Consider the following 23,915-nt stretch of genomic DNA (forward strand, 5'->3'; position numbering starts at 1 on the left):
GGGTCACTCCGCTGCAATGGCCTTGGGGGCGGGCGATTTCGGCTTGGCGCCGTGTTCGTATTCTTCGAGGAAATCCAGAACTTCCTGCCGGTAGGCGTAGTAGTCGGGATGTTCGAGCAGCGCCTTGCGGGTGCGCGGGCGCGGCAGGTCCACGCGGGTGATCTTGCCGATCGTAGCCTGCGGGCCGTTGGTCATCATCACCACCCGGTCGGCCAGCAGGATCGCCTCGTCCACGTCATGGGTGACGCAGATCGCGGTGACCTTGGTGCGCGACCAGACCTCCATCAGAACCTCCTGCAGCTCCCAGCGGGTCAGGCTGTCGAGCATCCCGAAAGGTTCATCCAGCAGCAGCAGCTTGGGCGACAGGGCAAAGGCGCGGGCGATGCCGACGCGCTGTCTCATGCCGTTCGACAGGTCGCTGGCCTGCTTGTCCATCGCATCGGCCAGGCCGACGCGTTCCAGGTAGTATTCCACCACGTCCTGCCGTTCGGCCTGGCTGGCGTTCGGATAGACCTTGTCGACCCCGATCGCCACGTTCTCTTTCGCGGACAGCCACGGGAACAGGTTGGGTGACTGGAACACCACCGCGCGTTCAGGGTCGGCGCCTTCGACGTGGCGGCCATCCAGCTTGATCGCGCCCTTGGAAATCTCGTTCAGCCCCGCCGCCATGGTCAGCACCGTGGATTTGCCGCAGCCCGAATGGCCGATCAGCGAGATGAACTCGCCCTTGTCGATCTTCAGATCGAAGTCCTCGACCACGGTCAGCGGCCCCTTGGGCGTGGGATAGACCTTGTGCAGTTGCGAGAAATCCAGGAACCGGCTGTCGATCATGCCCTTCTGCGCCTCGGTCACGGCGGCGGGCACGCCGTGGATCGGCGTGACCTCGGGCAGGATGCGGGTGCCTTCGACCTTGGCCTCGATCCCCACATCCATCAGGTATTTGGTGACCTCGGCGCGCAGGCGCTTGAAGGTTTCGTCAGTGTTCATCGCCGCCCGGTCGCGCGGGCGCGGGATCGAGACGCGGAACTCGTGCCCCAGCGTGCCGTCGGGGTTCAGGGCGATGATCCGGTCGGCCAGAATGATCGCCTCGTCCACGTCATTGGTGATCAGCACGCAGGTCTTGCGGTCGGCTTCCCAGATGCGCTCGATCTCGTCGGCCAGGTTGGCGCGGGTCAGAGCGTCCAGTGCCGACAGCGGCTCGTCCAGCAACAAGACCTCGGGGTTCATGGCCAGCGCCCGGGCCACGTTGACCCGCTGGCGCATTCCGCCCGACAATTCGGCCGGACGGCGCGTCGCCGCGTGGCTGAGGCCGACCATCTTGACGTAATGGGCCACCTTCGCGGCCTTCTCGGCCTTGGGCAGGCCCGGAAAGACCGTATCGACCGCCAGTCCGACATTGCCGCTGACCGTCAGCCACGGCATCAGCGAGTAGTTCTGAAAGATCACGCCGCGTTCCGGCCCCGGCCCCTTGATCGGCGCGCCCTTGAAGGTGACCTGCCCGCGGCTGGGCATGTCCAGTCCGGCCATCAGGTTGATCAGCGTGGTCTTGCCGGTGCCGGAAAAGCCCAGGATCACCAGGAACTCGCCCTCCTGCACCTGCAGGTCGATGTCGTTCAGAACATCGGTGCGCCCGGTGCCTTCACCGAAGGATTTCGAGACGTTTTCGAAGCTGAGGATGCTCATCACGCTCACCGGTTGTTGGTAAAGGTAAACAGGGACTGCAGCGCGTACATCACCCGGTCCAGCAGGAAGCCGATGATGCCGATGGTGAAGACTGCCACCATGATCCGGGCCAGCGAGCTGGACGAGCCGTTCTGGAACTCGTCCCAGACGAATTTGCCCAGGCCCGGGTTCTGCGCCAACATCTCGGCCGCGATCAGAACCATCCAGCCCACGCCCAGCGACAGGCGCAGGCCGGTGAAGATCAGCGGCAGCGCCGAGGGCAGCACCAGCTTGGTGATCTTGGTCCAGGTGTTCATCTTCAGAACCTTGGACACGTTCACCAGATCCTTGTCGATCGAGGCCACGCCCAACGAGGTGTTGATCAGCGTGGGCCACAGCGAACACAGCGTCACCGTGATGGCCGAGATCAGGAAGGATTTCGCGAACCAGCCGTCATTGGTGACATAGACGGCCGAGACGATCATCGTCACGATCGGCAGCCAGGCCAGCGGCGATACCGGTTTGAACACCTGGATCAGCGGGTTCAGCGCCGCGTTTGCGGTGGGCGACAGCCCCGCCGCGATGCCCAGCGGCACCGCCACGACCGTGGCGATCAGGAACCCGAAGAACACGGTTTTGATCGAGGTCCAGATCTGCTGGTAGTAAGACGGCGCGCCGGTATAGGCGACCTGCTTGACCTCGTCTGCGCGGCCGGCCTCGATTAGCTTCTGGTTCCGCTTTTCGACCATCGCCTCGAACTTGGCGCGTTTGGCGGCCTTGGCCTGAGCGTCCTGATTCAGGTTGACCATTTCCTCCCAGACCTGCGCCGGGCCGGGCACCGCCCCAAGCGAGGTCTGTACCTTGGGGGCCAGCGTCGCCCACAGCAGCAGGAAGGCGCAAATCGACAGGATCGGTACGATCAGCAGCCGCCAGATCTCGGCCATCTGGGCGCGGGGATTGTCGCCGGCGGCGGCCTTCAGAACCGGGGTGGCCCAGCTGAGGCCCAGCACCTGGAACCATTTGTCGGCGGCGTTGATGCGGGTGAATAGACGGGCGCGGCGCGCGTCCCGTGCGGCGTCTGCGTTGAATTCCGGATCGACCGTTGTCATCTGATGCGTCCTTGCGATGGCGGGGCGTTTCAGGGGTCCTGCCCGACCGCAGCCGGGCAGGGCGGTTCGGGGTCAGCCTTGGATTTCGGTCCCGACGACCTTCTGGTCGCCCTTCAGGCCGATCGGCAGGCTTTCGAGATAGGCGTTCGGCGCGCGGCCATCGAAGGGAATGCCGTCGATGATGTCCTCGGCTGGGGTGGGCGCCTTGTAGCCGTCGCTGTCCCAGGGGAAATCGGCCTCGTCCGCCAGGTCTTCTTCGACCAGAAGGCGCGCGGCCTGCAGATAGATCTCGGGCTTGTAGACCGACTTGGCGACCTCGTCATACCAGCTGTCTGCCTTGGCTTCGGGAATCTGCCCCCAGCGGCGCATCTGGGTCAGGTACCAGACCGCGTCGGAATAGAACGGATAGGTCGCGTTGTAGCGGAAGAACACGTTGAAATCGGGCACCTCGCGCTTGTCGCCCTTTTCGTATTCGAACGTGCCGGTCATCGAGTTGGCGATCACCTCGTAATCGGCCCCTACATATTCCGGGCGGCTGAGGATCTCGACCGCCTCGGGACGGTTGGCATTGTCGTTCTCGTCCAGCCACATCGCCGCACGGATCAGCGCCTTGGTCACGGCCAAGGTGGTGTTCGGGTATTCCTCGGCGAATTCGGCGGTGATGCCGAACACCTTTTCAGGGTTGTTCTTCCACAGCTCGTAGTCGGTGATGACCGGAACGCCGATGCCCTTGAACACCGCCTGCTGGTTCCAAGGCTCGCCCACGCAATAGCCATGGATCGTGCCGGCCTCGAGCGTCGCGGGCATCTGCGGTGGCGGGGTGACCGACAGGAACACGTCCGCGCCGATCTGACCGGTCACGTTTTCAGGGCTGTAATAGCCCGGGTTCAGCCCCCCGGCGGCCAGCCAGTAGCGCAGTTCGTAATTGTGGGTCGAAACCGGGAACACCATGCCCATGTTGAAAGGCTTGCCCTCGGCCTTGTACTTCTCGACCACCGGAGCCAGTGCCTCGGCGCTGATCGGATGCTGCGGGCGGCCGTCGTCCATCACCGGGATGTTGGGTTTCATCTCCGCCCAGACCTCGTTGGATACCGTGATGCCGTTGCCGTTCAGGTCCATCGAGAAGGGCGTGATGATATGCGCCTCGGTTCCATAACCAATGGTCGCCGCCAGCGGTTGACCGGCCAGCATATGCGCACCGTCCAGCTGGCCGCCGATCACGCCGTCCAGCAGAACCTTCCAGTTGGCCTGCGCCTCGAGCGTCACGAACAGGCCCTCGTCCAGGAAATACCCCTGCTCATAGGCAACGGCCAGCGGCGCCATGTCGGTCAGCTTGATGAAGCCGAAGGTCAGTTCGTCCTTTTCCAGCTCCAGCATTTCTGCGGTGGCCGGCGCAACAAGGGCTGTCGTCGCAACAAGACTCAGAATGAGTTTTTTCATCTTTGTTCCTTTCGGTCCGGCCCAAACCGGGCTGGGTGGCGACCCGAGCAACGTTCGGGCCAAAAAAAAGCCGCCGACACACACCGCCGGAAGGAGAAGGCGGTTGGTCGAGCGGCTTTGCTCAGAAGTTTTGCCCAAGACATCGGGCGAATTCCTACGGTGGGCGACGTTGCCTGCCGTTGTCCTGATAAAGGCACCGGTGAGCAGATGAGTCATCCGAAATTGACGGCCATCAGGTGAAAATTCTGCAACGCAGCATAATTTGACGCTGCAGTGCAAAAAAATTAGGCGCACTTACTGGGAAGGCTCAAAAATCCGACTGTCGAAAAAGACGTTTTGCGGCAACATCAACTTTCCACCCGGGCCGGACACTAGCGTCGGGTCGTTGCCGGCACCCTCGGGCTTTTCAGAATCGGCGGGCATGACAACACCGATTCCCTGCAGCTCGCGCCGATACAGGTCACTTTGGAACACATCGGCTGCCGTACGCTCGGCATCTGACGGATCCAGTCCATATCTTCGCGCCATGTGGTGCGCGATCCATTTGGCCTGACTGCGCCACGGAAAACCCGTCGCGCCTTCATGAAAAGTGACAAAACGGTCGACCTGACGCTGGTCGCCGCGCGCTGAAATCGCAAATTGGCCGGTCAATGCCCGGTCGACCAGGTCCGCGGGAACATCAAGATAGAGCCTTTGCGCCAGCATCTCCGACGCCGTGGTCAGGCTTTCGGAATTTGAAAGCCATCGGCCCGCCCGCCAGATCGCCCGCAGCAGCGCGCCCGTCAGATGTGGTTCCGTCTGTGCCCAATCCGTTCGCACGGCCAGTACCTTTTCCGGGGCACAGGACCAGATCGCGTTCCCCGGCAGCAGAAGCGCACCCACCCGGTCGTCGACGGAAAATGACCCCCACGGCTCACCTACGCAGAAAGCATCGATCTCACCGGCGGCCAGGGCCTGGGCCATCAACGGTGGGGGAACGGTGCGGATCTCAACCTGGGTCGAAGCGAGTTCCGTGCCGCTGACCCAATATCGCAGCAGTTCCACATGCATGGAAAACGGAAACGGAACCCCGAAGGTCAGCGTTCCACCGGCCGCCTTTGCCAAGGCCGCTCCGGCCGCAAAAGCATCGCTGAAATCGAAGGCATAGCCATTTTCGCGCAGCCGCGCTTCCAGTTGGCGGCCGACGCCGATCACGTTTCCATTTACCGACAGGACCGATACGGCCGAAAGGGGCGTGACGATCCCCCCAAGCCCCAGCGCCATGGCCACCGGGACAGGAGACAGCAGATGCGCCGCATCAACATGCCCGAAGGCCAGCATGTCCCGCAACGAGGACCAGGACGGGGCAGGGCGCAGGTCAAGAGAGATGCCCTCGGCCTGATCATATCCCATCTCGTGCGCCACGATCAGGGGGGCCGCATCGACCAACGGCATATAGGCCGCTCGGAGCGAGACCGCCCTCATGACAACAGCCCCGAAGCGGTCACCAAAGCCTCGGCCACATCGGCCACCCGACGATTCTGATTCATGGCGGTCTTGCGCAGCAGGGCATAGGCTTCATCTTCCTGAATGCCCTTTGCTTTCATCAACAGCCCTTTCGCGCGGTCGATCACCTTGCGCTCTTCCAATGCGCGTCTGGTTTCGGCCAACTCGGTCCGCATCTGGCGCAGTACTTGGAAACGGGCGATGGCGGTGTCGATGATGGGCTTGACCCTTTCGGGATGCAGACCGTCGACGACATAGGCCGAGACACCTGCTTCGACCGCAGCTTTGGACAGGCCGCCTGCAGCCCCGGATACGAACATGGCAACCGGCCGCTCCATCGGGCCGGAGGCGGTTGTCAGTTCTTCAAGCATGTCCCGAGATGGATTGTCGATGTCGATCAGAACGACATCGGGATTGTGGACAGCAATCTTGCGCGGCAATTCAGACACGCCATCGATCACGTGCGCCTCGACGCTCCCCGCCGCTTTCAGGGCCTCGAGGATCGCATCGGCGCGGTCCGGGTTCTGTTCGACTACAACAACGGTCAACGTTTGGTTCATAACATCGAACTGACCAAGCAGGCAGAGCGAGGCAATGCCACCCTCGGAGCGCTGCGTTCAATTCCCTGGAAAGCGCCTATCTAGATGGCAGATCGTGCGCGGATGCCGAATAATTCAGCACGTTGCTGCCCCGGACATGTTTGGAGATACGACCAACCAAAAAAGGCGCCACAGGGCGCCTTGTTTTATTGGTCGGAGTGAGAGGATTCGAACCTCCGACCCCTGCCTCCCGAAGACAGTGCTCTACCAGGCTGAGCTACACTCCGACCGTGGCGCGTGATCTATACCCAGTGGATTTGATGCGCAAGAGGGATTCTGTGTGCTTTTTGTCCGAACTCGCTCTGCCGCTTGGACCCGCAGGAATTGGCCGGTCAGGGCAGGGCTTCGGTTTGATGGAGGCGGATCTTCGTACCGCCATGATCGACGATCGGACCCGGAGGCAGCAACGGCAGGCGGGTGGCGCGCGCCAGGGACTGGTTGCTGGTGACGACGCCGACACGCCAGCCGGAAAACCCGGACAACATCACCCTGCCAAAGCTGCCATACAGCGACCGCAGGCGTTTTTCATCGCCGATGCGTGCCCCATACGGTGGGTTGACGATTACCAGGCCCGGCCCGCCCATGGGCGGTTTCAGGTCAGCGACTGCGCGTTTTTGGAATTGCGTCGCGCCGTCCACTCCGGCGCGGCTGGCATTTGCCTGCGCGGCCGCGATCGCCCCGTCATTCCGGTCCGAGCCATAGAACGCGGTATCTGTCTGCGTCGCGACCCAGTCGGCGCGGAGTTCCGCCCAAGCCTTGGGGTCGAATCCGGCAAATTCCTGAAAGGCAAAGGCTCTGTCGCGGCCGGGCGGCAGGCCCAGAGCGATCTGGGCGGCTTCGATCACGAAAGTGCCCGAGCCACACATAGGGTCCAGCACCGGCTCAGATCCGTCAAAGCCGCAGTTGCGCAGAAACATCGCCGCCATCGTTTCGCGCATGGGAGCCTTGGCGACCGCTACCTTGTGCCCGCGCTTGTGCAGCGCTTCTCCGGAACTGTCGAGGGAAAATGTGCAGATGTCTTTCTCGATTCGCAGCAGAACACGGACCGTCGCCTCGGACGAGATCGGAGACCCCAACATGTCAGAGATTGCGCCTTCAATCCGTTGCCGTGCGGCGCCAGCGTGATAGATGCGGGATTTTCGGCTGGTGGCCTCAACCCGAACCGGGACGTCGGGTTTCAGAAAATCTCCCCACGGAAACTTTCGTGCCCGCTTGTCCAACTGAGCCAGGTGCACAGCCGGGAACGAACCCACCCGAACCAACACCTTGTTGGCCCCGCGCAACTGGAGATTGGCCCGCCAGACCTCGCGCAGGTTGCCACGAACCGTGACACCTCCGGGTGCAAGTCGGGCCTCAGCGAATCCGGCCTCCTGCGCTTCGGCGAGGAGGGGAGCCTCCAGACCGGGTGTCGCGACCAGAAAAATCTCAAGATCGGTATTCTCCATTCCGGCTGCTTATATCAGCAGGGCCATCCGTGCGACACGAAATTTCCTACCAAGTTTTTGGTACTCCGCCCGTGGTTTCGGGTAAAAATAGCTACACGACGCGCGATTTGGGCGGTAACAGGTTTGCGTTTGGCCGCTTCGCCGCGTAAAGGGGCCGTAATCAGAGAGACGCCCGCGGATTTCGGCCGGTCCTCGTCGTTTTTACGACGGGCTTGACGAAACTCCGCGCTATTCAGTGCCCAAAGCAAAGGGCCCTGTATGACGGGCGCAAGAAAAAGGCTTGGAAGAACGTAGCGACATGCAAACTTTCAAACTGAAAAAGGGACTGGACCTTCCGATCGAGGGATCGCCTGAACAGGTCATTCAGCCAGGGCCAGCATATTCTTCGGTTGGCGTGCTGGGTGGAGACTATATCGGGCTCAAACCACGGATGCTGGTGCAGGAAGGGGACACTGTCCAGCGCGGCACGCCGCTGTTCTGCCACAAGGACGCGCCCGAGGCGATGATGGTGGCTCCGCTGACCGGCAAGGTCGTGGCCATCAACCGCGGCGCGCGGCGCGTGTTGCAGAGCGTCGTCATCGAAGTGTCGGACCCCAACGACCCCGGCGTCGATTTCTCGGGCGTGGGCGATGCCGAGACCGCGCAGGGCCTCACCGCCAAGCTGCGCGCCGCCGGCCTGTGGACCGCGTTCCGCACGCGGCCCTATTCCAAGATGCCGCAGCCGGGCACCGCGCCCGCCGCGATTTTCGTCACCGCCATGGACAGCGAGCCGCTGGCTGCCGATGCCGCGCTGATCATCAATGACGCGGCCGAGGCCTTTGCCGCCGGTCTGGCCGCCGTGGCCAAGCTGACCGAAGGCAAGACCTATCTGTGCCAGAAGGATGGCGACACGATCCCCGGCGCCGATCTGCCGGGCGTCGAGGCTGCGGCCTTCAGCGGCCCCCATCCGGCGGGCCTGGCCGGGACGCATATCCATTTCCTCGAACCCGTGACCGCCGCGAAAACCGTCTGGACCATCGGCTATCAGGACGTGATCGCCATCGGGCGGCTGCTGCAGTCGGGCCATCTGGACCCGAACGTGGTGGTGGCCCTGACCGGCCCCGGCGCGCGTCAGCCGCGTCTGATCCGCACCGTCATGGGGGCCTCGACCGAGGATCTGACCCGCGACGAGATAAATGTCGACGGCGAGGCCCGCGTCATTTCCGGCTCGGTCCTGTCGGGGCGTCACGCCACCGGGCCGTTCGCTTATCTGGGACGCTTCGCGCGCCAGATCTGCATCATCCGCGAGGATCACGACCAGATCCCGATGGGCTGGATCCGTCCGATGCCGTCGAAATACGCGGTGCAGCCGGTTCTGGGTTCGGCCTTTGCCAAAAAGCTGTTCGCCTTCACGTCGAACCTGAACGGTGGCCGCCGCGCCATGGTGCCCACCGGCACCTTCGAAGAGCTCATGCCGCAGGACTACCTGCCGACGCAACTGCTGCGGGCGCTGTTGGTGATGGATACCGACACGGCGCAGGCCCTGGGCGCGCTGGAGCTGGACGAAGAAGATTTGGGCCTTGTGGGCTTTGCCTGTCCGGCCAAGTATGAATACGGGCTGGCGCTGCGCGACTGCCTGACCAAGATTGAAAAGGAGGGCTGATCCATATGGGTTTGCGCAGCTTCTTTGACCGGATCGAGCCGAACTTCACCAAGGGCGGCAAGTACGAGAAGTTCTTCCCCATCTACGAGATGGTGGAAAGTTTCATCTACACTCCGAAAACCGTAACATCCGTGGCGCCGCACGCGCGATCCTACGTGGATATGAAGCGGATCATGACCTATGTCGTGATCGCCACCATCCCCTGCATCCTGTGGGGCATGTACAATACCGGGTTCCAGGCCAACTCGGCCATCGCGACTCTGGGCCCGGAGTCGGCAACCGGTTGGCGCATCGCAGTCCTGCAGGCCTTGGGCATTTCTCTGGACCCGTCCAGCATCTTTGCCAACGTGATGCACGGGCTGATGTATTTCCTGCCGATCTACATAGTCACGCTGGTCGCGGGCGGCACCTTCGAGGTGATTTTCGCCACCGTGCGCGGGCATGAAGTGAACGAGGGCTTTCTTGTCACCTCGATGCTGTACACGTTGATCATGCCGGCCACCGCGCCGTTGTGGCAGGTGGCGCTGGGGATCATCTTTGGTGTGGTCATCGGCAAAGAAGTGTTCGGTGGCACCGGCAAGAACTTCCTCAACCCCGCGCTGGTGGGGCGGGCCTTTCTGTATTTCGCCTATCCCGCATCCATGTCGGGTGACGCGGTCTGGACCCCGGTCGATGGCTTTTCCGGCGCGACCGCGCTGGCCGTTTCGGCCGCTGACGGCTATCAGGCGCTGGCGGCCGAGGGCATCACATGGTGGAACGCCTTCTTCGGCTCGATCCAAGGCAGCTTTGGTGAGACATCGACCCTGGCATGCATGGTCGGGCTCGCCTTCCTGCTGATGACCAAGATTGCCAACTACCGCCTGATCGTGGGCTGTCTGGCGGGAACCATCGGCTTTACCCTGCTGCTGAACCTGATCGGATCGGATACGAACCCGATGTTCGCGATGCCATGGTACTGGCACGTCGTGCTGGGCGGTTATGCGTTCGGTCTGGCCTTCATGGTGACCGAGCCGGTCTCGGCCAGCCACACCAATATGGGCCGCTATATCTACGGCGCGCTGATCGGGGTGATGGTCGTGATGATCCGGGTGGTGAACCCGGCCTTCCCCGAAGGCATGATGCTGGCCATCCTGTTCGGCAACGTCTTTGCGCCGCTGATCGACCATTTCGTCGTTCAGGCAAACATCAAACGGAGGGCGCGTCGCCATGTCTGATACGCAATCCCCTGAACCCAAAGGCGCCATCGCCCGGTTCCTGGCGGCCTCGCCGGACTCGGTTGGCAAGACGATCTTCATCGCGGTCGCCGTGTGCCTCGTGGCGTCGATGATCGTGTCGGCAGCGGCGGTCAGCCTGCGCCCGGTGCAAGAGGCCAACAAGCTCAAGGACAAGCAGATCAACGTTCTGCAGGTCGCGGGCGTTTATGAGCCGGGCATCGACGTGGCCGAGGCTTTTGCCGCTTTCGAACCGCATGTGCTGGAACTGGCGACGGGTGAGTTCGTCGACGACCAGTTCGACCCGGCCACGTTCGACGACATTGCCGCCGCCAGTGACCCCGAGTTGAGCGAGCCGCTTGCCGACGACCCTGCCGGCATCGGCCGCAAGGCGAAATACCGCGTGATTTACCTGCTGCGCGACGAAAACGGCGCGCTGGACAAGGTGATCCTGCCGATCCACGGCTATGGGTTGTGGTCCACTCTGTACGGCTTCATTGCACTGGAAGAAAACGGCAACGACATCTACGGGCTGCAATTCTATCAGCATGGTGAAACGCCGGGTCTGGGCGCCGAGGTGGACAACCCGCGCTGGAAAGCCCTGTGGAACGGCAAGAAGCTGCGGGATGAGTCCGGCAATCTGCAGATCACCGTCGCCAAAACCATGCCCGCCGCAGGGCCTGACTTCTATATCGATGCTCTGGCCGGCGCGACCCTGACGACGGTCGGCGTCGACAACCTGGTGAAATTCTGGATGGGGGACGCGGGCTATGCTCCGTTCCTGGCCAAGCTGCAAGCAGGAGAGATCTGATGTCACAGACCAAGAAAGATCTGCTGGTCGACCCGCTTGTCGACAACAACCCGATCACGTTGCAGGTGCTGGGCATCTGCTCGGCGCTGGCGGTAACTTCGTCGCTGCAAGTGGCCTTCGTGATGTCGCTGGCGGTGATGTTCGTGACGGCGTTTTCGTCCTTTTTCATCTCATGCCTGCGCAACCAGATCCCCGGCTCGATCCGGATCATCGTGCAGATGGTCATCATCGCTTCGCTGGTGATCCTGGTCGACCAGATCCTCAAGGCCTATGCCTTCGAGATCTCAAAGACGCTGTCGGTCTTCGTGGGCCTCATCATCACCAACTGCATCGTGATGGGTCGAGCCGAGGCCTTTGCCATGAAGAACCCGCCCGTGGCGTCCTTCATCGACGGCTTGGGCAACGGCATGGGTTATGGCCTGATCCTGATGCTGGTCGGCGTCGTCCGCGAGCTGTTCGGCTCGGGCTCTCTGTTCGGGGTGACCATCCTGGAAACCGTGAACAATGGCGGCTGGTACGTGCCCAACGGCTTGCTGCTGCTGCCGCCGTCGGCCTTTTTCATCATCGGCCTGATCATCTGGGCCTTCCGCACGTGGAAGCCGAACCAGGTCGAGGAACGTGAATACAAGATCCAGCAGGTAGAGGCGCACTGATGGAAGGTCTCATCTCACTGGCCGTAAAGGCCATCTTCGTCGAAAACCTCGCGCTCAGCTTTTTCCTGGGCATGTGTACCTTCATCGCCGTGTCGAAAAAAATCTCGACGGCGCTGGGGCTCGGGATCTCGGTCATGGTCGTGCAGGCCATCACCGTTCCGGCCAACAACCTGTTGCTGAACTACCTGCTCAAGCCGGGTGCGCTGGCGTGGGCCGGGTTCCCGGATGTGGACCTGACCTTTCTCGGCCTGATTTCATATATCGGCGTGATCGCGGCGATGGTGCAGATCCTCGAGATGGTTTTGGACAAGTATTTCCCGCCGCTTTACAACGCGCTGGGTATCTTCCTGCCGCTGATCACGGTGAACTGCGCCATCCTGGGCGGCTCGCTGTTCATGGTCGAGCGCGACTACAACTTTGCCGAGGCCGCAACCTATGGCCTGTCCTCCGGCTTTGGTTGGGCGCTGGCGATCACCGCCATGGCGGGCGTGCGCGAAAAACTGAAATATTCCGACATTCCGGACGGACTGCAGGGCCTCGGCATCACCTTCATCACCGCAGGTCTGATGGCGATGGCCTTCATGTCCTTCTCGGGCGTCAAACTGTAAAGGGGCAGGGGCATGGAAACTTTCTCGCTCGGCGTTGTCCTTTTCACCCTGATCGTTCTGGCCCTGGTCGCGCTTATCATGGCGGCCCGGTCTCGGCTGGTTTCATCGGGCAACGTCAACATCACCATCAACGGTGAGAAAACCATCTCGGTTCCTGCCGGCGGCAAGCTGCTGCAGACGCTGGCAGCCGAAAAGCTGTTCGTTCCGTCGGCTTGCGGCGGCGGCGGTACCTGCGCGCAGTGCCGGGTGCGAGTGCTGGAGGGCGGCGGGTCGATCCTGCCAACCGAAGAAAGCCACATCACCAAGCGCGAGGCCACCTGCGGTGACCGTCTGTCGTGCCAGGTGGCCGTCAAGCAGGACATGAAGATCGAAGTTCCCGAAGAGGTCTTTGGCGTCAAGAAATGGGAATGCACCGTCCGGTCGAATGACAACGTGGCGACCTTCATCAAGGAACTGGTGCTGGAACTTCCCGAAGGCGAGGATGTGAATTTCCGCGCGGGCGGGTACATCCAGATCGCCGCCCCGGCTCACAAGGTCGACTACAGCGATTTCGACGTCGCCGAGGAATACCGTGAGGATTGGGACAAGTTCAACCTGTGGCAGTACAAATCCACGGTTACCGAACCGATCGAGCGCGCCTATTCGATGGCCAACTACCCCAACGAAAAAGGCATCATCATGCTCAACGTGCGGATCGCCTCGCCCCCGCCGGGGTCCGAAGGCATTCCGCCCGGGCAGATGTCGTCCTACATCTTCAACCTGAAGCCGGGTGACAAGGTTACGATCTCGGGTCCGTTCGGCGAGTTCTTCGCGCGCGACACCGACAAGGAGATGGTGTTCGTCGGTGGTGGCGCAGGCATGGCCCCGATGCGCAGCCACATCTTCGACCAGCTCAAGCGTCTGAACACCAAACGCAAGATCACCTTCTGGTATGGCGCGCGGTCGCGCCGCGAGATGTTCTATGTTGAAGATTTCGACCAGCTGGCCGCCGAGAACGAAAATTTCGAGTGGCACGTTGCTTTGTCCGACCCGCAACCGGGCGACGATTGGGATGGCTACACAGGGTTCATCCACAACGTTCTGTTCGAGGAATACCTCAAGAACCACCCGGCGCCCGAAGACTGCGAATTCTACATGTGCGGTCCGCCAATCATGAACCAGTCGGTCATCAACATGCTGCTGGATCTGGGTGTTGATCGCGAAGACATCATGCTGGACGACTTTGGTGGCTAAGACAAAACCGGCGCAATCTTGCGCCGGTTTCATTTTGTAACATCAAAACCCAAAACGCTGCGTATTGCCGTCAGTGGGTCAACGCGGTTGTCCCGCATACAGCGTTCTACCAACGCCAACGTCCGTTCGACACGACGACGATACCCAAGACCCCGCAGCCGGGGAAAACGCCGCCCTTGGCGGCTATCCAAAAATCCCAGCCAGATCACGTATCGCAACAGGAAATAGGCTCCGGCCCTGAGCCCACCCGACGAGAACGTGCTGCATTCCCCATCGCAATCAGCGCGGTGGTCGCTGCGCCATTCAGCGTGGACACAAAAGCAAGGACGCAGAGCACAGCGGACCAAGCACCAGCACGCCAGTCAGAAGACTGAACAGGCCGGCGGCAACCCACAGGGCCTCGGACCTTGCGGACAGAGGTCTCACAGTCAGAAAATGTCTCTCATTTCAGTGTACTGGCGCGGGTCAGAGCCTCAGATCACTGGCGCTGCGCGGCAGGCAGGATTTGACGTCGAACAGGACATTCCGGGCCTTTCCGAACACTCGGATTTCGGCCGGATCCATCGCAAGATATGCGTCATGGGCAACCGCAAGGACGATACCGTCATAGGTGCCGGGTTTGGGCTGCTCCAGCAGGTCGATCCCATACTCGTCACGTGCGGCTTGCGGATCGGCATGGGGATCGTGAACGTCTACGGTCACACCGTAGCTCTGCAACTCGTGAACGATGTCGACGACCCGGGTATTTCGCAGATCAGGGCAGTTTTCCTTGAAGGTTAGCCCCATGACAAGGACCCGGGCGTCCGTCATCTCGATCCGCTCGCGGATCATCCGCTTGACCAACTGGGATACGACATATGCGCCCATTCCATCGTTCAGGCGCCGCCCCGCCAGAATGACCTGAGGATGATGGCCAACGGCCTCGGCCTTGTGGGTCAGGTAGTAGGGGTCGACCCCGATGCAATGCCCACCGACAAGGCCAGGGCGGAAGGGCAGGAAATTCCATTTGGTGCCCGCCGCCCGCAGCACCGCATCAGTGTCGATGCCGAGGCGGCCGAAGATCATGGCAAGTTCGTTCACCAGGGCGATATTCAGATCGCGCTGTGTGTTCTCGATCACCTTTGCAGCCTCGGCCACGCGGATGCTTTCGGCCTTGTGCGTCCCCGCCGTGATGATCCGCGCATAAAGCGCGTCCACCAGATCGGCGGCCTTAGGCGTCGATCCCGACGTGACCTTGCAGATATCGGCGATGCGATGCGCCTTGTCGCCGGGATTGATCCTTTCAGGACTGTACCCGGCAAAGAAATCCACGTTGAAACGCAAGCCGGACTCCCGCTCGAGGATCGGGACGCAGTCTTCCTCGGTCGCGCCGGGGTAGACGGTTGATTCATAGATGACCAGATCACCAGGCTTCAACACCCGTCCAACCGTTTCTGAGGCGCGCAGCAACGGTGCAAGGTCTGGCTGTTTTTGTGCTGTGATCGGTGTGGGCACCGTCACGATATACGTGTCACAGTCCGCCAGATCAGCGGGGTCAGTGGTAAACCTAAGACCCCCGGCGGCGGACAGCTCGTCTTCGCTGACCTCATGCGTGGCGTCATTGCCCTGGCGCAGCGCGTCGATGCGCGTGGGATTGATGTCAAAGCCCAGAACCGGTCCGATCTTGCCAAAGGCAGCGGCCAACGGCAGGCCGACATAGCCCAGACCGATCACGGCGATCCGACGGGAATTGGGGTTCGTTTCAAGCATACGTCAGGTCCGGGTCACTAGATCATTTGCCGTGGTATTCGCGGAACCATTCGACAAACTGAGCGATTCCATCCTTGAAATCGGTCTGCGGACGATACCCGGTCAGGCGTTGCAGCAGGTCGGTATTGGCCCATGTCGCCGGAACATCACCCATCTGCATGGGCATGTAATTCCGGATCGCCTTCTTGCCCACGGCTTCCTCGATTGCTTCGACGAAATCCATCAGACGCACCTTGTCACCATTTCCGATGTTGACCACACGATAGGGCGCGACCGCCGAAAGGCTGTCACCCTCCTCGATATCCTCAGGGCTGTCCGGACGGACGGGGACCGCATCGATCAATAACCGGATCCCGCGCACCAGGTCGTTCACATTGGTAAAGTCGCGATACATTTCGCCGTGATTGTAGATGTCGATCGGGCGCCCATCCAGAATTGCATCGACAAACTTGTACAGGGCCAGGTCTGGACGGCCCCAGGTGCCGTATACGGTGAAGAACCGGAACATGGTCGTGGGCAGATCCCAGAGATGGGCATAGGAATGGCCCATCGCTTCGTTCGCCTTTTTGGTGGCAGAATAGATCGTCAATTGGGTGTCGGCCTTTTCAACCTCGGTGAAGGGCATGTCTTCGTTTGCCCCATAAACCGAAGAGGTAGATGCCATGAGCAGGTGCCCGACCTGATGCTGACGGGCCACCTCCATCACATTGAACGTACCCACAACGTTTGAATCGATATAGCTGCGCGGGTGTTCAAGGCTGTAACGCACACCTGCCTGGGCGGCGAGATGAACGATAACCTCGGGCTGGAATTCGTCTGCAACCTGCATGAGGCGTTCGTGGTTTTCCAACAGATCCTCGGTTGCCGAGAAGCCGGGCGTCTGCAACAGCATCTGATGGCGGCGCTGTTTGAGAGTGACGTCGTAGTAATCCGTCATCCCGTCATAGCCATGGACCTGAAATCCTTCGGACAACAGCAGCTTGGCCAGGTGGAACCCGATGAAGCCCGCAGTGCCCGTAATCAATACCCGTTGCATGAAACCCTCGAACGCAAATCAACAATCCCGACCATCAGGGACCCTTTCGACCCGCCAAGGTCAAGGGGATTATCGGTCGGTGGGGCCTCATATCCGATGCAGGGCGGGGCGCGTCAACCATTTGCCGCGCCCCGCCCCGCATTGACCAGCGAGGGCAGGAATTGATCCAGCGCCCGACCCCAGGTCGTGATCGGCTGTTCTTGGATGAAGACAATATCGTTGGGGCGCAGTTCCATACGGGCCGCGATCGACAGTGCCGCGGGATTGCACGCATCGAGGCGCCAGGCAGTTACGGCGCCGAATTCCTCAGGCTTGCGAGAGGCACGAAGTGCATAGATTTGCGATGCGTCCGCCGTTCTGGTGCTGTAACCGCCTTCACCGAACAAAGCACCGGCCAGGCTCAGGTGCCGGCCGCAGGGCAGGGGAACACAAGCGTCCTTGCGGAACTCTCCCCCTAGATAGACATAGTCGCGCTGTTCGGCGCCCAGTTGGCACAAGCGCTGCGCGAGTTTTCCAGCGTGAACTTGCAGGTCACCGTGCTGGTCATCTCGGACCTGGGGTCTGTCCGAAAGCAGACCAAGACAGGTGGGCAGCCTTATGGGGCCTATGCCCGTTACTACAACGTGTGACTATCTAGCCGACGATCATCTGCTTCATGCGCAGGGCTTCGTATTCCAGCTCTTTCAGGCGGAAATGCACGACATCGCCGATGGTGATCATGCCGCAAAGCTTGCCGTCGCGAAGAACCGGCATGTGGCGGAATCGCCCCTCGGTCATCGTCTTGAGCACATCCATCAGCAGGTCGTCCGGCGTGCAGGTCCGCACATCGCGTGTCATCAGCGCCTCGACCGACTGTGGCAGCGTCTGACCCGGAGTATCCGCCATGCGGCGAACGATATCCCGCTCGGACAGGATTCCCTGCAGTGCGCCGTTCTGATCGGTGACGACAACCGCCCCGATGCGTTTCTCCTTTAGAATTTCGACCACCGAATGGATGGTGTCATTCGGCCGAACCGAAAACACCGCATCACCTTTTCCTTCCAGCAATTTGGCGACAGTGGTCTGAGTATGTGACAAATTCGACTCGGCGGATTGGCTGTAAGTGCTTGACCCGGCCTTGTCGCCACGTGTCGGGGGCTGGTAAGAGCTTGGGGCCATGGGCGGTCTCCTCCTTCAACGCTACAGGCTGTCCTCACCACCTTATCGCAGCAGAGAAACCTGTATAGGGTGCAAATTCAAAAACCGGTGCAACCGCGCCGGGTCGCAAGGAAAAACCGGACCCCGTGACCCAACTCCATCTGTCTCCTGCGGTTGCCGCCGTGATCTTCCTTCTGGTCGTGATCTGCGGGCATAATTTTCGCAAACTGTGGAAAGAACAGCCCCCGGGTTGGCAGAAACGTGCGTGGCTGTTTGGAGTGCCCGCTGCGGTCGGGCTGCTGATCCTGGGCTTCCTGCCGCTGGCGTCCTGACGCAGGTTTGACTCTGGGTGGGGCCGCTGGCATATGCCGGGCAACACTTTTCCAGGAGATCGCCCCATGCGCCGACTACTTGCTCTGGCCCTGCCGCTTGTTGTTTCTGGCTGTCTGTTCGACGAGGAGCCCGAGATTGTCCGTCTGTCCGGCGAAACCATGGGCACGACCTATCACATCACCGCAATCGACGAGGATCTGGACGAGGCTGCTCTGTCCGCCGACGTCGAGGAAACGCTGGCGCAGGTGAACGCCAAGATGTCCAACTGGGACCCGAATTCCGAGGTCTCGGTCTTTTCCGCCTCGGCCAACACCGACCCGATACCGGTGTCACAGGAATTCGCCTATGTGATCGCGGCGGCCAACCAGGTGCACGAGCAAAGCGGCGGCGTTTTCGACGTGACCCTCGGCCCGTTGATCGAGCTGTGGGGCTTCGGCCCGCGCAAGCCCGAAGACCCGGTGCCGTCGGATGCCGAGATCGCAGCGGCGCTGGAACAGGTGGGGCAGGCGCGCCTGCTGACGCTGGATGCACAGGCCGGGACGCTGGCCAAGACGCAACCGGGGGTGGGGATCAACCTGTCGGCCATCGCCAAGGGATACGGGATCGACGCCGTGGCCGAGACGTTGCGAGACGCCGGCATCGAGAACTACATGGTCGAGATCGGCGGCGATCTGGTGGCCCGCGGTCAGAACGACAAGGGCCAGGCCTGGCGCATCGGCATCGAAAAGCCCGAAACCGGATCGCAGACCATCCAGTTCATCGTGCCGTTGGACAACCGCGGCATGGCGACCTCGGGCGACTACAAGAACTTCTTCGAACAGGACGGGGTGCGGTATTCGCACATCATCGACCCGATCACCGGACGCCCGATCACGCATCGGACGACCTCGGTCACGGTTCTGGCCGAAAACGCGATGATGGCCGATGCCTGGGCCACCGCGATGCTGGCACTGGGGCAGGAGCGGGGGCTGAAACTGGCCGATCAGCTGGGTTTGGCGGTGTTTTTCATCTCGCGGGATGTGACAGGCGGCGAAGATGCCTATATCACGGTACAAAGCAGCGCGTTCAAGGATGCGCTGGGATCGAACTGAAGGGCGGGCCGGCCGATGAGCACCTTTATCCTCGCGTTTGTTCTGCTGCTGATCATCATGGTCGGCATGTCGCTGGGCGTGATGCTGATGGGCAAGACCATCAAGGGCAGTTGCGGCGGGCTGAACGCGATCTCGGGCGCCGACAAATGCGTGGTGTGCCAAAAGGACGTGGACCCCAACAGCCCCCTGCGTGACAAGCTGCAATGCAAGCGCGCCCGCCGGATGGTGGAACAGATGGAAAGCCAGGGCGCGCAGCACTGAATGGCCAAGGCCCGCAACATCCTGTTCATCATGTTCGACCAGCTGCGCTGGGATTACCTGAGCTGTTACGGCCATCCACATCTGCACACGCCCAATATCGACCGGCTGGCCACGCGCGGCGTGCGGTTCACGCGGGCCTATATCCAGTCGCCGATCTGCGGCAGCTCGCGCATGTCCACCTATACCGGGCGCTATGTACAGTCGCATGGCGCCTCGTGGAACGGCATCCCGCTGAAGGTGGGTGAACTGACCATGGGCGACCATCTGCGCAAGGCGGGGATGGACTGCTGGCTGGTCGGCAAGACCCATATGCGCGCCGACGCCGAGGGCATGGCGCGGCTGGGCCTTGAACCCGACAGCCTGATCGGCGCGCGCGTGGCCGAATGCGGTTTTGACGTGTTCGAGCGCGACGACGGGATGCGCCCCGAAGGCCCCGACGGGTTCTATGACCCCGACGGGGCCCGCGCCTATAACGCTTGGCTGGCTGATAAGGGGTATGACAGCGACAACCCCTGGCACGATTTCGCCAATTCCGGTCTGGACGCGAACGGCAACGTGCTGTCCGGCTGGTTCCTGAAAAACGCGCCGCAGGCCGCGAACATCGCCGAAGAGGACAGCGAGACCCCCTATCTGACCACGCGCGGCATCGAATTCATGGAAACCCATGACGGCCCGTGGTGCTGCCACCTGAGCTACATCAAACCGCATTGGCCCTATATCGTCCCCGAGCCCTATGCCTCGATGTACGGGCCCGAGCATGTCCTGCCCCCCAACCGGTCCGAGGCCGAACGGGCCGATGCACAACCCGTGCTGAGCGCCTTCATGCACACCAAGATCGGTCAGACCTTCTGGCGGCAGGATGTGCGCGAGGCGGTGATCCCCGCCTATATGGGCCTGATCAAGCAGGCCGACGACCAGATCGGGCGGCTGCTGGACTGGATGGAGCAGACCGGCCGCATGGACGATACGATGATCGTGCTGACCTCGGACCATGGCGATTTTCTGGGCGATCACTGGATGGGCGAAAAGACGTTTTTCCACGACGCTTCGACCAAGGTGCCGCTGATCATCTATGACCCGTCCGAACAGGCCGATGCCACGCGCGGCACCACCTGCGACGCGCTGGTCGAGTCGATCGACCTGGCCCCCACTTTCGTCGAGGTCGCGGGCGGTGCGGTGCCTGATCATATCCTGGAAGGCCACTCGCTGCTGCCCATCCTGCACGGGCAGGCGACCGAGACCCCGCGCAAATTCGTGATCTGCGAATACGACTATTCGGCCTCGCCCATCGCGGAAACGCTGGGCGTGTCGGTGCGCGATGCGGCGATGTTCATGGTGGCCACGAAAAAATGGAAGCTGATTCATTGCGAAGGCGGGTTCCGCCCGATCCTGTTCGATCTGGAAAAAGACCCCGACGAGCTGACCGATCTGGGCGACAGCGCGGCACATGCGGATGTGATCGCGCAGATGTATGACCACCTGTTCGCCTGGGCCCGGCGTCCGTCGCAGCGCACCACGCGCTCGACGGCCGAGCTGGTCGAGATGCGCACCAAAAGTCGCGGCAAGGGCGTGATCCTGGGCGCCTATGAAGAAAGCGACGCCCCGCCCGAGCTGACGGTCAAGTATCGCGGCCGCAAGGCGCGGCCCTGGCAGCAGATCAGGAAATAACCCGGAGAGGGGCGCATCGCCGCAAAAGGCGGTTCACGATGCGGCGGGCAGGGGATAGAAGAACGGACAAGAGCAGTTACCGGAGACCCGACATGAGCGCACCCAAACCCGTCGTCCTGTGTATCCTTGATGGTTGGGGCCTGTCCGACGACACGCAGGCCAATGCGCCCTATCTGGCCCACACGCCCACCTTCGACGCGATCATGTCCAAGGGTCCGCACGCGCGGCTGATCACCCATGGCCCGGATGTGGGTCTACCCAGCGGCCAGATGGGGAATTCCGAGGTCGGGCACACCAATATCGGGGCCGGGCGGGTCGTGGCCATGGATCTGGGCCAGATCGATCTTGCGATCGAAGACGGCTCGTTCTTCGAAAATGCCGCACTGCAGGACTTCATCGCCAAGGTGAAGGCGGCGGGCGGAATCGCGCATCTGATGGGGCTGGTCTCGGATGGCGGGGTGCATGGGCACCTGAACCATATCGTCGCCGCCGCGACAGCGATCACCGAGGCGGGCGTGCCGGTGGCGCTGCACGCCATCACCGACGGACGCGACGTGGCCCCGAAATCGGCGCTGGACTTCCTGGCCGAGCTGGAGCGCCGCCTGCCTGCGAACGCGCGCGTCGTCACCGTCTCGGGGCGGTATTATGCCATGGACCGCGACAACCGGTGGGAACGGGTCGGACGCGCCTATGAAGCGATCATTAAAGGGCAGGGTGGGCAGGCCGATACCGCAAGCGCTGCGATTCAGGCCGCCTACGACCGGGGCGAAACGGACGAGTTCATCGCGCCCACGGTTCTGCCCGGCTACGACGGCGTCCGCGACGGTGACGGGTTCTTCTGCCTCAACTTCCGCGCCGACCGCGCCCGCGAGATCCTGCGCGCCATTGCCGAACCTGATTTCGCCGAATTCGACACCGGCCCGCGCCCGCACCTGTCGGCGCTGCTGGGCATGGTGGAATATTCCGACGGCCACAATGCCTACATGACGACCGTTTTCCCCAAGCGCGAGATCGTGAACACGCTGGGCGAATGGGTTGCCAAGCAGGGCCTGCGCCAGCTCCGCCTGGCCGAAACCGAGAAATACCCCCATGTCACGTTCTTCCTGAACGGCGGCAAGGAAACCCCCGAGCCCGGCGAAGACCGCTACATGGCCCCGTCGCCCAAGGTTGCAACCTATGACCTGCAGCCCGAGATGTCGGCCGGAGAGGTCACGGACAAGTTCGTCGAGGCGATCGAGGCGGGCTATGACCTGATCGTCGCCAACTATGCCAACCCCGACATGGTGGGCCATTCCGGTGACCTGCAGGCCGCGATCAAGGCCTGCGAGGCCGTTGACCAAGGCCTGGCCCGCGTGGTCGCCGCGCTTGAAAAGGCAGGCGGTGCCATGATCGTGACGGCCGATCACGGCAACTGCGAAACCATGATCGACCCCGAAACAGGCGGGCCGCATACCGCTCACACCCTGAACCCGGTACCCGTGGCGCTGGTTGGCGGACCCGAGGGCGCAACCCTGCGCGAAGGTCGCCTGTCCGATCTGGCGCCTACGGTGCTGGACCTGATGGGCCTGCCCAAGCCGCCGGAAATGACGGGTCAGAGCCTGCTGTCATGAGGCTGCGCTCGCTTCTTCTGGCGGCCCTGATGGCGGGGCAGGCGGTCCGGGCCGCGCCGGACCCCGCGCAGGCGGCACTGGAGGCAGCGCAGATGCTGGAACAGGCCTCGATCGCGCTGACCGAGGCCGAATCCGCCCGTGACCGCGTGCGCGCCCTGACCGAGACGATCCAGGCCTACGAGGCCGGGCTGGCCGCAATGCGCGACGGGCTGCGCCGAGCGGCTTTGCGCGAAAGCCAGCTGACCGCCGAGTTGAACACGCGCGAACGCGAAATCCGCCAGTTGCTGGGCGTGCTGCAAACCATCGAAACCACGGCGCCACCGGTTCTGATGCTGCACCCGGCCGGGCCACTGGGGGCGGCGCGCACCGGGATGATGCTGTCCGAAGTCACACCTGGCCTGAACACCAGGGCCCAGGCGCTGGCCCGCGATCTGGACGAGGTGCAGACCCTGCGCCGCTTGCAACAAAGCGCTGCGGACACGCTGACCGAAGGGTTGGAAGGCGTGCAGAATGCCAGGACGAAGCTGAGCGAGGCCATAGCGGATCGTACCGACCTGCCGCGCCGCTTCATTGAAGACCCGGTACGGACAGCCATCCTGATCTCATCAACGGAGACTCTGGATGGCTTCGCCAGCGGTCTATCTGAGATTTCGGATGGAGAAATCATAGCCTCGAACGCGGATGTGTCCCAACTGAAAGGACAGATTCCGCTGCCGACCCAAGGCGTCATACTCCATCGTTCCGGAGAAACGGACGCCGCAGGGGTCACGCGTCCGGGGCTTGTACTGGGAACCAGACCACGTGCATTGGTGCTGTCCCCGACAGCGGCCACGATCCGATACAGAGGGCCGCTTCTGGACCTCGGAAACCTTGTGATCCTGGAACCGCAGCCGGGTTTGCTTTTTGTCTTCTCCGGCCTTCAGGAGGTGTATGGGGACCCCGGTCAGGTGATCCCCGAAGGAACACCAGTAGGCCTGATGCCCGGTCAAACACCAGAAATCGGCGCGATTTTGTCAACAAGCGGTGATGGCACTGGAACTGATCGTCCAGAAACGCTCTATATAGAGGTAAGAGAGAACAATAGCCCCGTGGATCCGGAATCATGGTTCCGGCCGGACAAGGATGGATAGAC

The 23,915-nt window shown here is 62.0% G+C and carries 22 protein-coding genes and 1 tRNA gene; 12 read left to right on the forward strand and 11 right to left on the reverse strand.

Annotation, left to right across the window (positions count from 1 at the left end):
• Nucleotides 1-3: 3 nt before the first annotated feature.
• The 7 genes from ACR3EK_RS18485 to ACR3EK_RS18515 all read right to left on the reverse strand — a co-directional run bounded on the left by ACR3EK_RS18485 (nucleotide 4) and on the right by ACR3EK_RS18515 (nucleotide 7,740).
• Entirely contained in the window at nucleotides 4-1,683 is a 1,680-nt protein-coding gene (locus tag ACR3EK_RS18485; RefSeq protein ID WP_170525869.1) for an ABC transporter ATP-binding protein, read from the reverse strand.
• Between the two features lie 5 nt (nucleotides 1,684-1,688).
• Complete coding sequence (locus ACR3EK_RS18490; protein WP_068345377.1) at nucleotides 1,689-2,771, reverse strand: ABC transporter permease; 1,083 nt, start codon at nucleotides 2,769-2,771, stop codon at nucleotides 1,689-1,691.
• 72 nt (nucleotides 2,772-2,843) lie between these two features.
• Nucleotides 2,844-4,211: a CmpA/NrtA family ABC transporter substrate-binding protein gene (locus ACR3EK_RS18495; protein ID WP_480634206.1), complete on the reverse strand. Its 1,368-nt coding sequence runs from the start codon at nucleotides 4,209-4,211 to the stop codon at nucleotides 2,844-2,846.
• A 294-nt stretch (nucleotides 4,212-4,505) separates the two neighbouring features.
• Nucleotides 4,506-5,675: an ABC transporter substrate-binding protein gene (locus tag ACR3EK_RS18500; protein ID WP_170461438.1), complete on the reverse strand. Its 1,170-nt coding sequence runs from the start codon at nucleotides 5,673-5,675 to the stop codon at nucleotides 4,506-4,508.
• Nucleotides 5,672-6,256: an ANTAR domain-containing response regulator gene (locus ACR3EK_RS18505; RefSeq protein ID WP_170341425.1), complete on the reverse strand. Its 585-nt coding sequence runs from the start codon at nucleotides 6,254-6,256 to the stop codon at nucleotides 5,672-5,674. Before ACR3EK_RS18505 ends, ACR3EK_RS18500 begins: the two co-directional genes overlap by 4 nt.
• 189 nt (nucleotides 6,257-6,445) lie before the next feature.
• Nucleotides 6,446-6,522, reverse strand: a tRNA-Pro gene (locus ACR3EK_RS18510).
• A 105-nt stretch (nucleotides 6,523-6,627) separates the two neighbouring features.
• Nucleotides 6,628-7,740, reverse strand: coding sequence for a THUMP domain-containing class I SAM-dependent RNA methyltransferase (locus tag ACR3EK_RS18515; protein ID WP_480634207.1), 1,113 nt, complete (start codon nucleotides 7,738-7,740; stop codon nucleotides 6,628-6,630).
• 298 nt (nucleotides 7,741-8,038) lie between these two features.
• Between ACR3EK_RS18515 and ACR3EK_RS18520 the strand changes: the two genes are divergently transcribed.
• From ACR3EK_RS18520 to nqrF, 6 genes are read left to right on the forward strand one after another with little or no spacing between them, the layout of a single operon-like run.
• On the forward strand, nucleotides 8,039-9,382 hold the full coding sequence (locus tag ACR3EK_RS18520; RefSeq protein WP_480634208.1) for a Na(+)-translocating NADH-quinone reductase subunit A: 1,344 nt from the start codon (nucleotides 8,039-8,041) through the stop codon (nucleotides 9,380-9,382).
• Between the two features lie 5 nt (nucleotides 9,383-9,387).
• Nucleotides 9,388-10,596, forward strand: coding sequence for an NADH:ubiquinone reductase (Na(+)-transporting) subunit B (locus ACR3EK_RS18525; RefSeq protein WP_170365861.1), 1,209 nt, complete (start codon nucleotides 9,388-9,390; stop codon nucleotides 10,594-10,596).
• Complete coding sequence (locus ACR3EK_RS18530) at nucleotides 10,589-11,404, forward strand: Na(+)-translocating NADH-quinone reductase subunit C (RefSeq protein WP_480634209.1); 816 nt, start codon at nucleotides 10,589-10,591, stop codon at nucleotides 11,402-11,404. Before ACR3EK_RS18525 ends, ACR3EK_RS18530 begins: the two co-directional genes overlap by 8 nt.
• Entirely contained in the window at nucleotides 11,404-12,057 is a 654-nt protein-coding gene (locus ACR3EK_RS18535) for an NADH:ubiquinone reductase (Na(+)-transporting) subunit D (protein ID WP_170341437.1), read from the forward strand. The genes ACR3EK_RS18530 and ACR3EK_RS18535 overlap by 1 nt, the downstream gene beginning before the upstream one ends.
• Nucleotides 12,057-12,665: an NADH:ubiquinone reductase (Na(+)-transporting) subunit E gene (gene nqrE / locus ACR3EK_RS18540; RefSeq protein ID WP_050603817.1), complete on the forward strand. Its 609-nt coding sequence runs from the start codon at nucleotides 12,057-12,059 to the stop codon at nucleotides 12,663-12,665. Before ACR3EK_RS18535 ends, nqrE begins: the two co-directional genes overlap by 1 nt.
• A gap of 12 nt (nucleotides 12,666-12,677) precedes the next feature.
• On the forward strand, nucleotides 12,678-13,898 hold the full coding sequence (gene nqrF, locus ACR3EK_RS18545) for an NADH:ubiquinone reductase (Na(+)-transporting) subunit F (protein WP_170341458.1): 1,221 nt from the start codon (nucleotides 12,678-12,680) through the stop codon (nucleotides 13,896-13,898).
• A gap of 465 nt (nucleotides 13,899-14,363) precedes the next feature.
• On the opposite strand, the gene tviB is transcribed toward nqrF, so the two are convergent.
• The 4 genes from tviB to ACR3EK_RS18565 all read right to left on the reverse strand — a co-directional run bounded on the left by tviB (nucleotide 14,364) and on the right by ACR3EK_RS18565 (nucleotide 17,841).
• Nucleotides 14,364-15,647 (reverse strand): Vi polysaccharide biosynthesis UDP-N-acetylglucosamine C-6 dehydrogenase TviB, encoded by a 1,284-nt coding sequence (tviB, locus tag ACR3EK_RS18550; protein WP_480634210.1) that lies wholly within the window; start codon nucleotides 15,645-15,647, stop codon nucleotides 14,364-14,366.
• Between the two features lie 22 nt (nucleotides 15,648-15,669).
• Nucleotides 15,670-16,683: a GDP-mannose 4,6-dehydratase gene (locus ACR3EK_RS18555; RefSeq protein WP_480634211.1), complete on the reverse strand. Its 1,014-nt coding sequence runs from the start codon at nucleotides 16,681-16,683 to the stop codon at nucleotides 15,670-15,672.
• A gap of 113 nt (nucleotides 16,684-16,796) precedes the next feature.
• Nucleotides 16,797-17,180, reverse strand: coding sequence for a hypothetical protein (locus ACR3EK_RS18560; RefSeq protein WP_480634212.1), 384 nt, complete (start codon nucleotides 17,178-17,180; stop codon nucleotides 16,797-16,799).
• 136 nt (nucleotides 17,181-17,316) lie between these two features.
• Complete coding sequence (locus ACR3EK_RS18565) at nucleotides 17,317-17,841, reverse strand: CBS domain-containing protein (RefSeq protein WP_093963355.1); 525 nt, start codon at nucleotides 17,839-17,841, stop codon at nucleotides 17,317-17,319.
• A 125-nt stretch (nucleotides 17,842-17,966) separates the two neighbouring features.
• On the opposite strand from ACR3EK_RS18565, the gene ACR3EK_RS18570 reads away from it, so the two are divergent.
• The 6 genes from ACR3EK_RS18570 to ACR3EK_RS18595 all read left to right on the forward strand — a co-directional run bounded on the left by ACR3EK_RS18570 (nucleotide 17,967) and on the right by ACR3EK_RS18595 (nucleotide 23,913).
• Nucleotides 17,967-18,152 carry a hypothetical protein gene (locus tag ACR3EK_RS18570; protein WP_170365854.1) on the forward strand — a complete coding sequence of 62 codons (186 nt, stop codon included), beginning with the start codon at nucleotides 17,967-17,969 and terminating at the stop codon, nucleotides 18,150-18,152.
• 66 nt (nucleotides 18,153-18,218) lie between these two features.
• Nucleotides 18,219-19,244 (forward strand): FAD:protein FMN transferase, encoded by a 1,026-nt coding sequence (locus ACR3EK_RS18575; protein WP_480634213.1) that lies wholly within the window; start codon nucleotides 18,219-18,221, stop codon nucleotides 19,242-19,244.
• A gap of 15 nt (nucleotides 19,245-19,259) precedes the next feature.
• Nucleotides 19,260-19,505 (forward strand): (Na+)-NQR maturation NqrM, encoded by a 246-nt coding sequence (gene nqrM / locus ACR3EK_RS18580; RefSeq protein ID WP_093963352.1) that lies wholly within the window; start codon nucleotides 19,260-19,262, stop codon nucleotides 19,503-19,505.
• Entirely contained in the window at nucleotides 19,506-21,173 is a 1,668-nt protein-coding gene (locus ACR3EK_RS18585) for a sulfatase-like hydrolase/transferase (protein ID WP_480634214.1), read from the forward strand.
• A gap of 92 nt (nucleotides 21,174-21,265) precedes the next feature.
• Nucleotides 21,266-22,783 (forward strand): 2,3-bisphosphoglycerate-independent phosphoglycerate mutase, encoded by a 1,518-nt coding sequence (gene gpmI / locus ACR3EK_RS18590; RefSeq protein ID WP_480634215.1) that lies wholly within the window; start codon nucleotides 21,266-21,268, stop codon nucleotides 22,781-22,783.
• Entirely contained in the window at nucleotides 22,780-23,913 is a 1,134-nt protein-coding gene (locus tag ACR3EK_RS18595; RefSeq protein ID WP_480634216.1) for a murein hydrolase activator EnvC family protein, read from the forward strand. The genes gpmI and ACR3EK_RS18595 overlap by 4 nt, the downstream gene beginning before the upstream one ends.
• Nucleotides 23,914-23,915 lie beyond the last annotated feature (2 nt).

This window comes from Ruegeria sp. BC8 (assembly GCF_056535705.1).

Bases quoted from the DNA above. Each gene is read 5' to 3' on its own strand.
- ACR3EK_RS18485 (WP_170525869.1), bottom strand. From the start codon at position 1,683: ATGAGCATCCTCAGCTTCGAAAACGTCTCGAAATCCTTCGGTGAAGGC.
- ACR3EK_RS18490 (WP_068345377.1), bottom strand. From the start codon at position 2,771: ATGACAACGGTCGATCCGGAATTCAACGCAGACGCCGCACGGGACGCG.
- ACR3EK_RS18495 (WP_480634206.1), bottom strand. From the start codon at position 4,211: ATGAAAAAACTCATTCTGAGTCTTGTTGCGACGACAGCCCTTGTTGCG.
- ACR3EK_RS18500 (WP_170461438.1), bottom strand. From the start codon at position 5,675: ATGAGGGCGGTCTCGCTCCGAGCGGCCTATATGCCGTTGGTCGATGCG.
- ACR3EK_RS18505 (WP_170341425.1), bottom strand. From the start codon at position 6,256: ATGAACCAAACGTTGACCGTTGTTGTAGTCGAACAGAACCCGGACCGC.
- ACR3EK_RS18515 (WP_480634207.1), bottom strand. From the start codon at position 7,740: ATGGAGAATACCGATCTTGAGATTTTTCTGGTCGCGACACCCGGTCTG.
- ACR3EK_RS18520 (WP_480634208.1), top strand. From the start codon at position 8,039: ATGCAAACTTTCAAACTGAAAAAGGGACTGGACCTTCCGATCGAGGGA.
- ACR3EK_RS18525 (WP_170365861.1), top strand. From the start codon at position 9,388: ATGGGTTTGCGCAGCTTCTTTGACCGGATCGAGCCGAACTTCACCAAG.
- ACR3EK_RS18530 (WP_480634209.1), top strand. From the start codon at position 10,589: ATGTCTGATACGCAATCCCCTGAACCCAAAGGCGCCATCGCCCGGTTC.
- ACR3EK_RS18535 (WP_170341437.1), top strand. From the start codon at position 11,404: ATGTCACAGACCAAGAAAGATCTGCTGGTCGACCCGCTTGTCGACAAC.
- nqrE (WP_050603817.1), top strand. From the start codon at position 12,057: ATGGAAGGTCTCATCTCACTGGCCGTAAAGGCCATCTTCGTCGAAAAC.
- nqrF (WP_170341458.1), top strand. From the start codon at position 12,678: ATGGAAACTTTCTCGCTCGGCGTTGTCCTTTTCACCCTGATCGTTCTG.
- tviB (WP_480634210.1), bottom strand. From the start codon at position 15,647: ATGCTTGAAACGAACCCCAATTCCCGTCGGATCGCCGTGATCGGTCTG.
- ACR3EK_RS18555 (WP_480634211.1), bottom strand. From the start codon at position 16,683: ATGCAACGGGTATTGATTACGGGCACTGCGGGCTTCATCGGGTTCCAC.
- ACR3EK_RS18565 (WP_093963355.1), bottom strand. From the start codon at position 17,841: ATGGCCCCAAGCTCTTACCAGCCCCCGACACGTGGCGACAAGGCCGGG.
- ACR3EK_RS18575 (WP_480634213.1), top strand. From the start codon at position 18,219: ATGCGCCGACTACTTGCTCTGGCCCTGCCGCTTGTTGTTTCTGGCTGT.
- nqrM (WP_093963352.1), top strand. From the start codon at position 19,260: ATGAGCACCTTTATCCTCGCGTTTGTTCTGCTGCTGATCATCATGGTC.
- ACR3EK_RS18585 (WP_480634214.1), top strand. From the start codon at position 19,506: ATGGCCAAGGCCCGCAACATCCTGTTCATCATGTTCGACCAGCTGCGC.
- gpmI (WP_480634215.1), top strand. From the start codon at position 21,266: ATGAGCGCACCCAAACCCGTCGTCCTGTGTATCCTTGATGGTTGGGGC.
- ACR3EK_RS18595 (WP_480634216.1), top strand. From the start codon at position 22,780: ATGAGGCTGCGCTCGCTTCTTCTGGCGGCCCTGATGGCGGGGCAGGCG.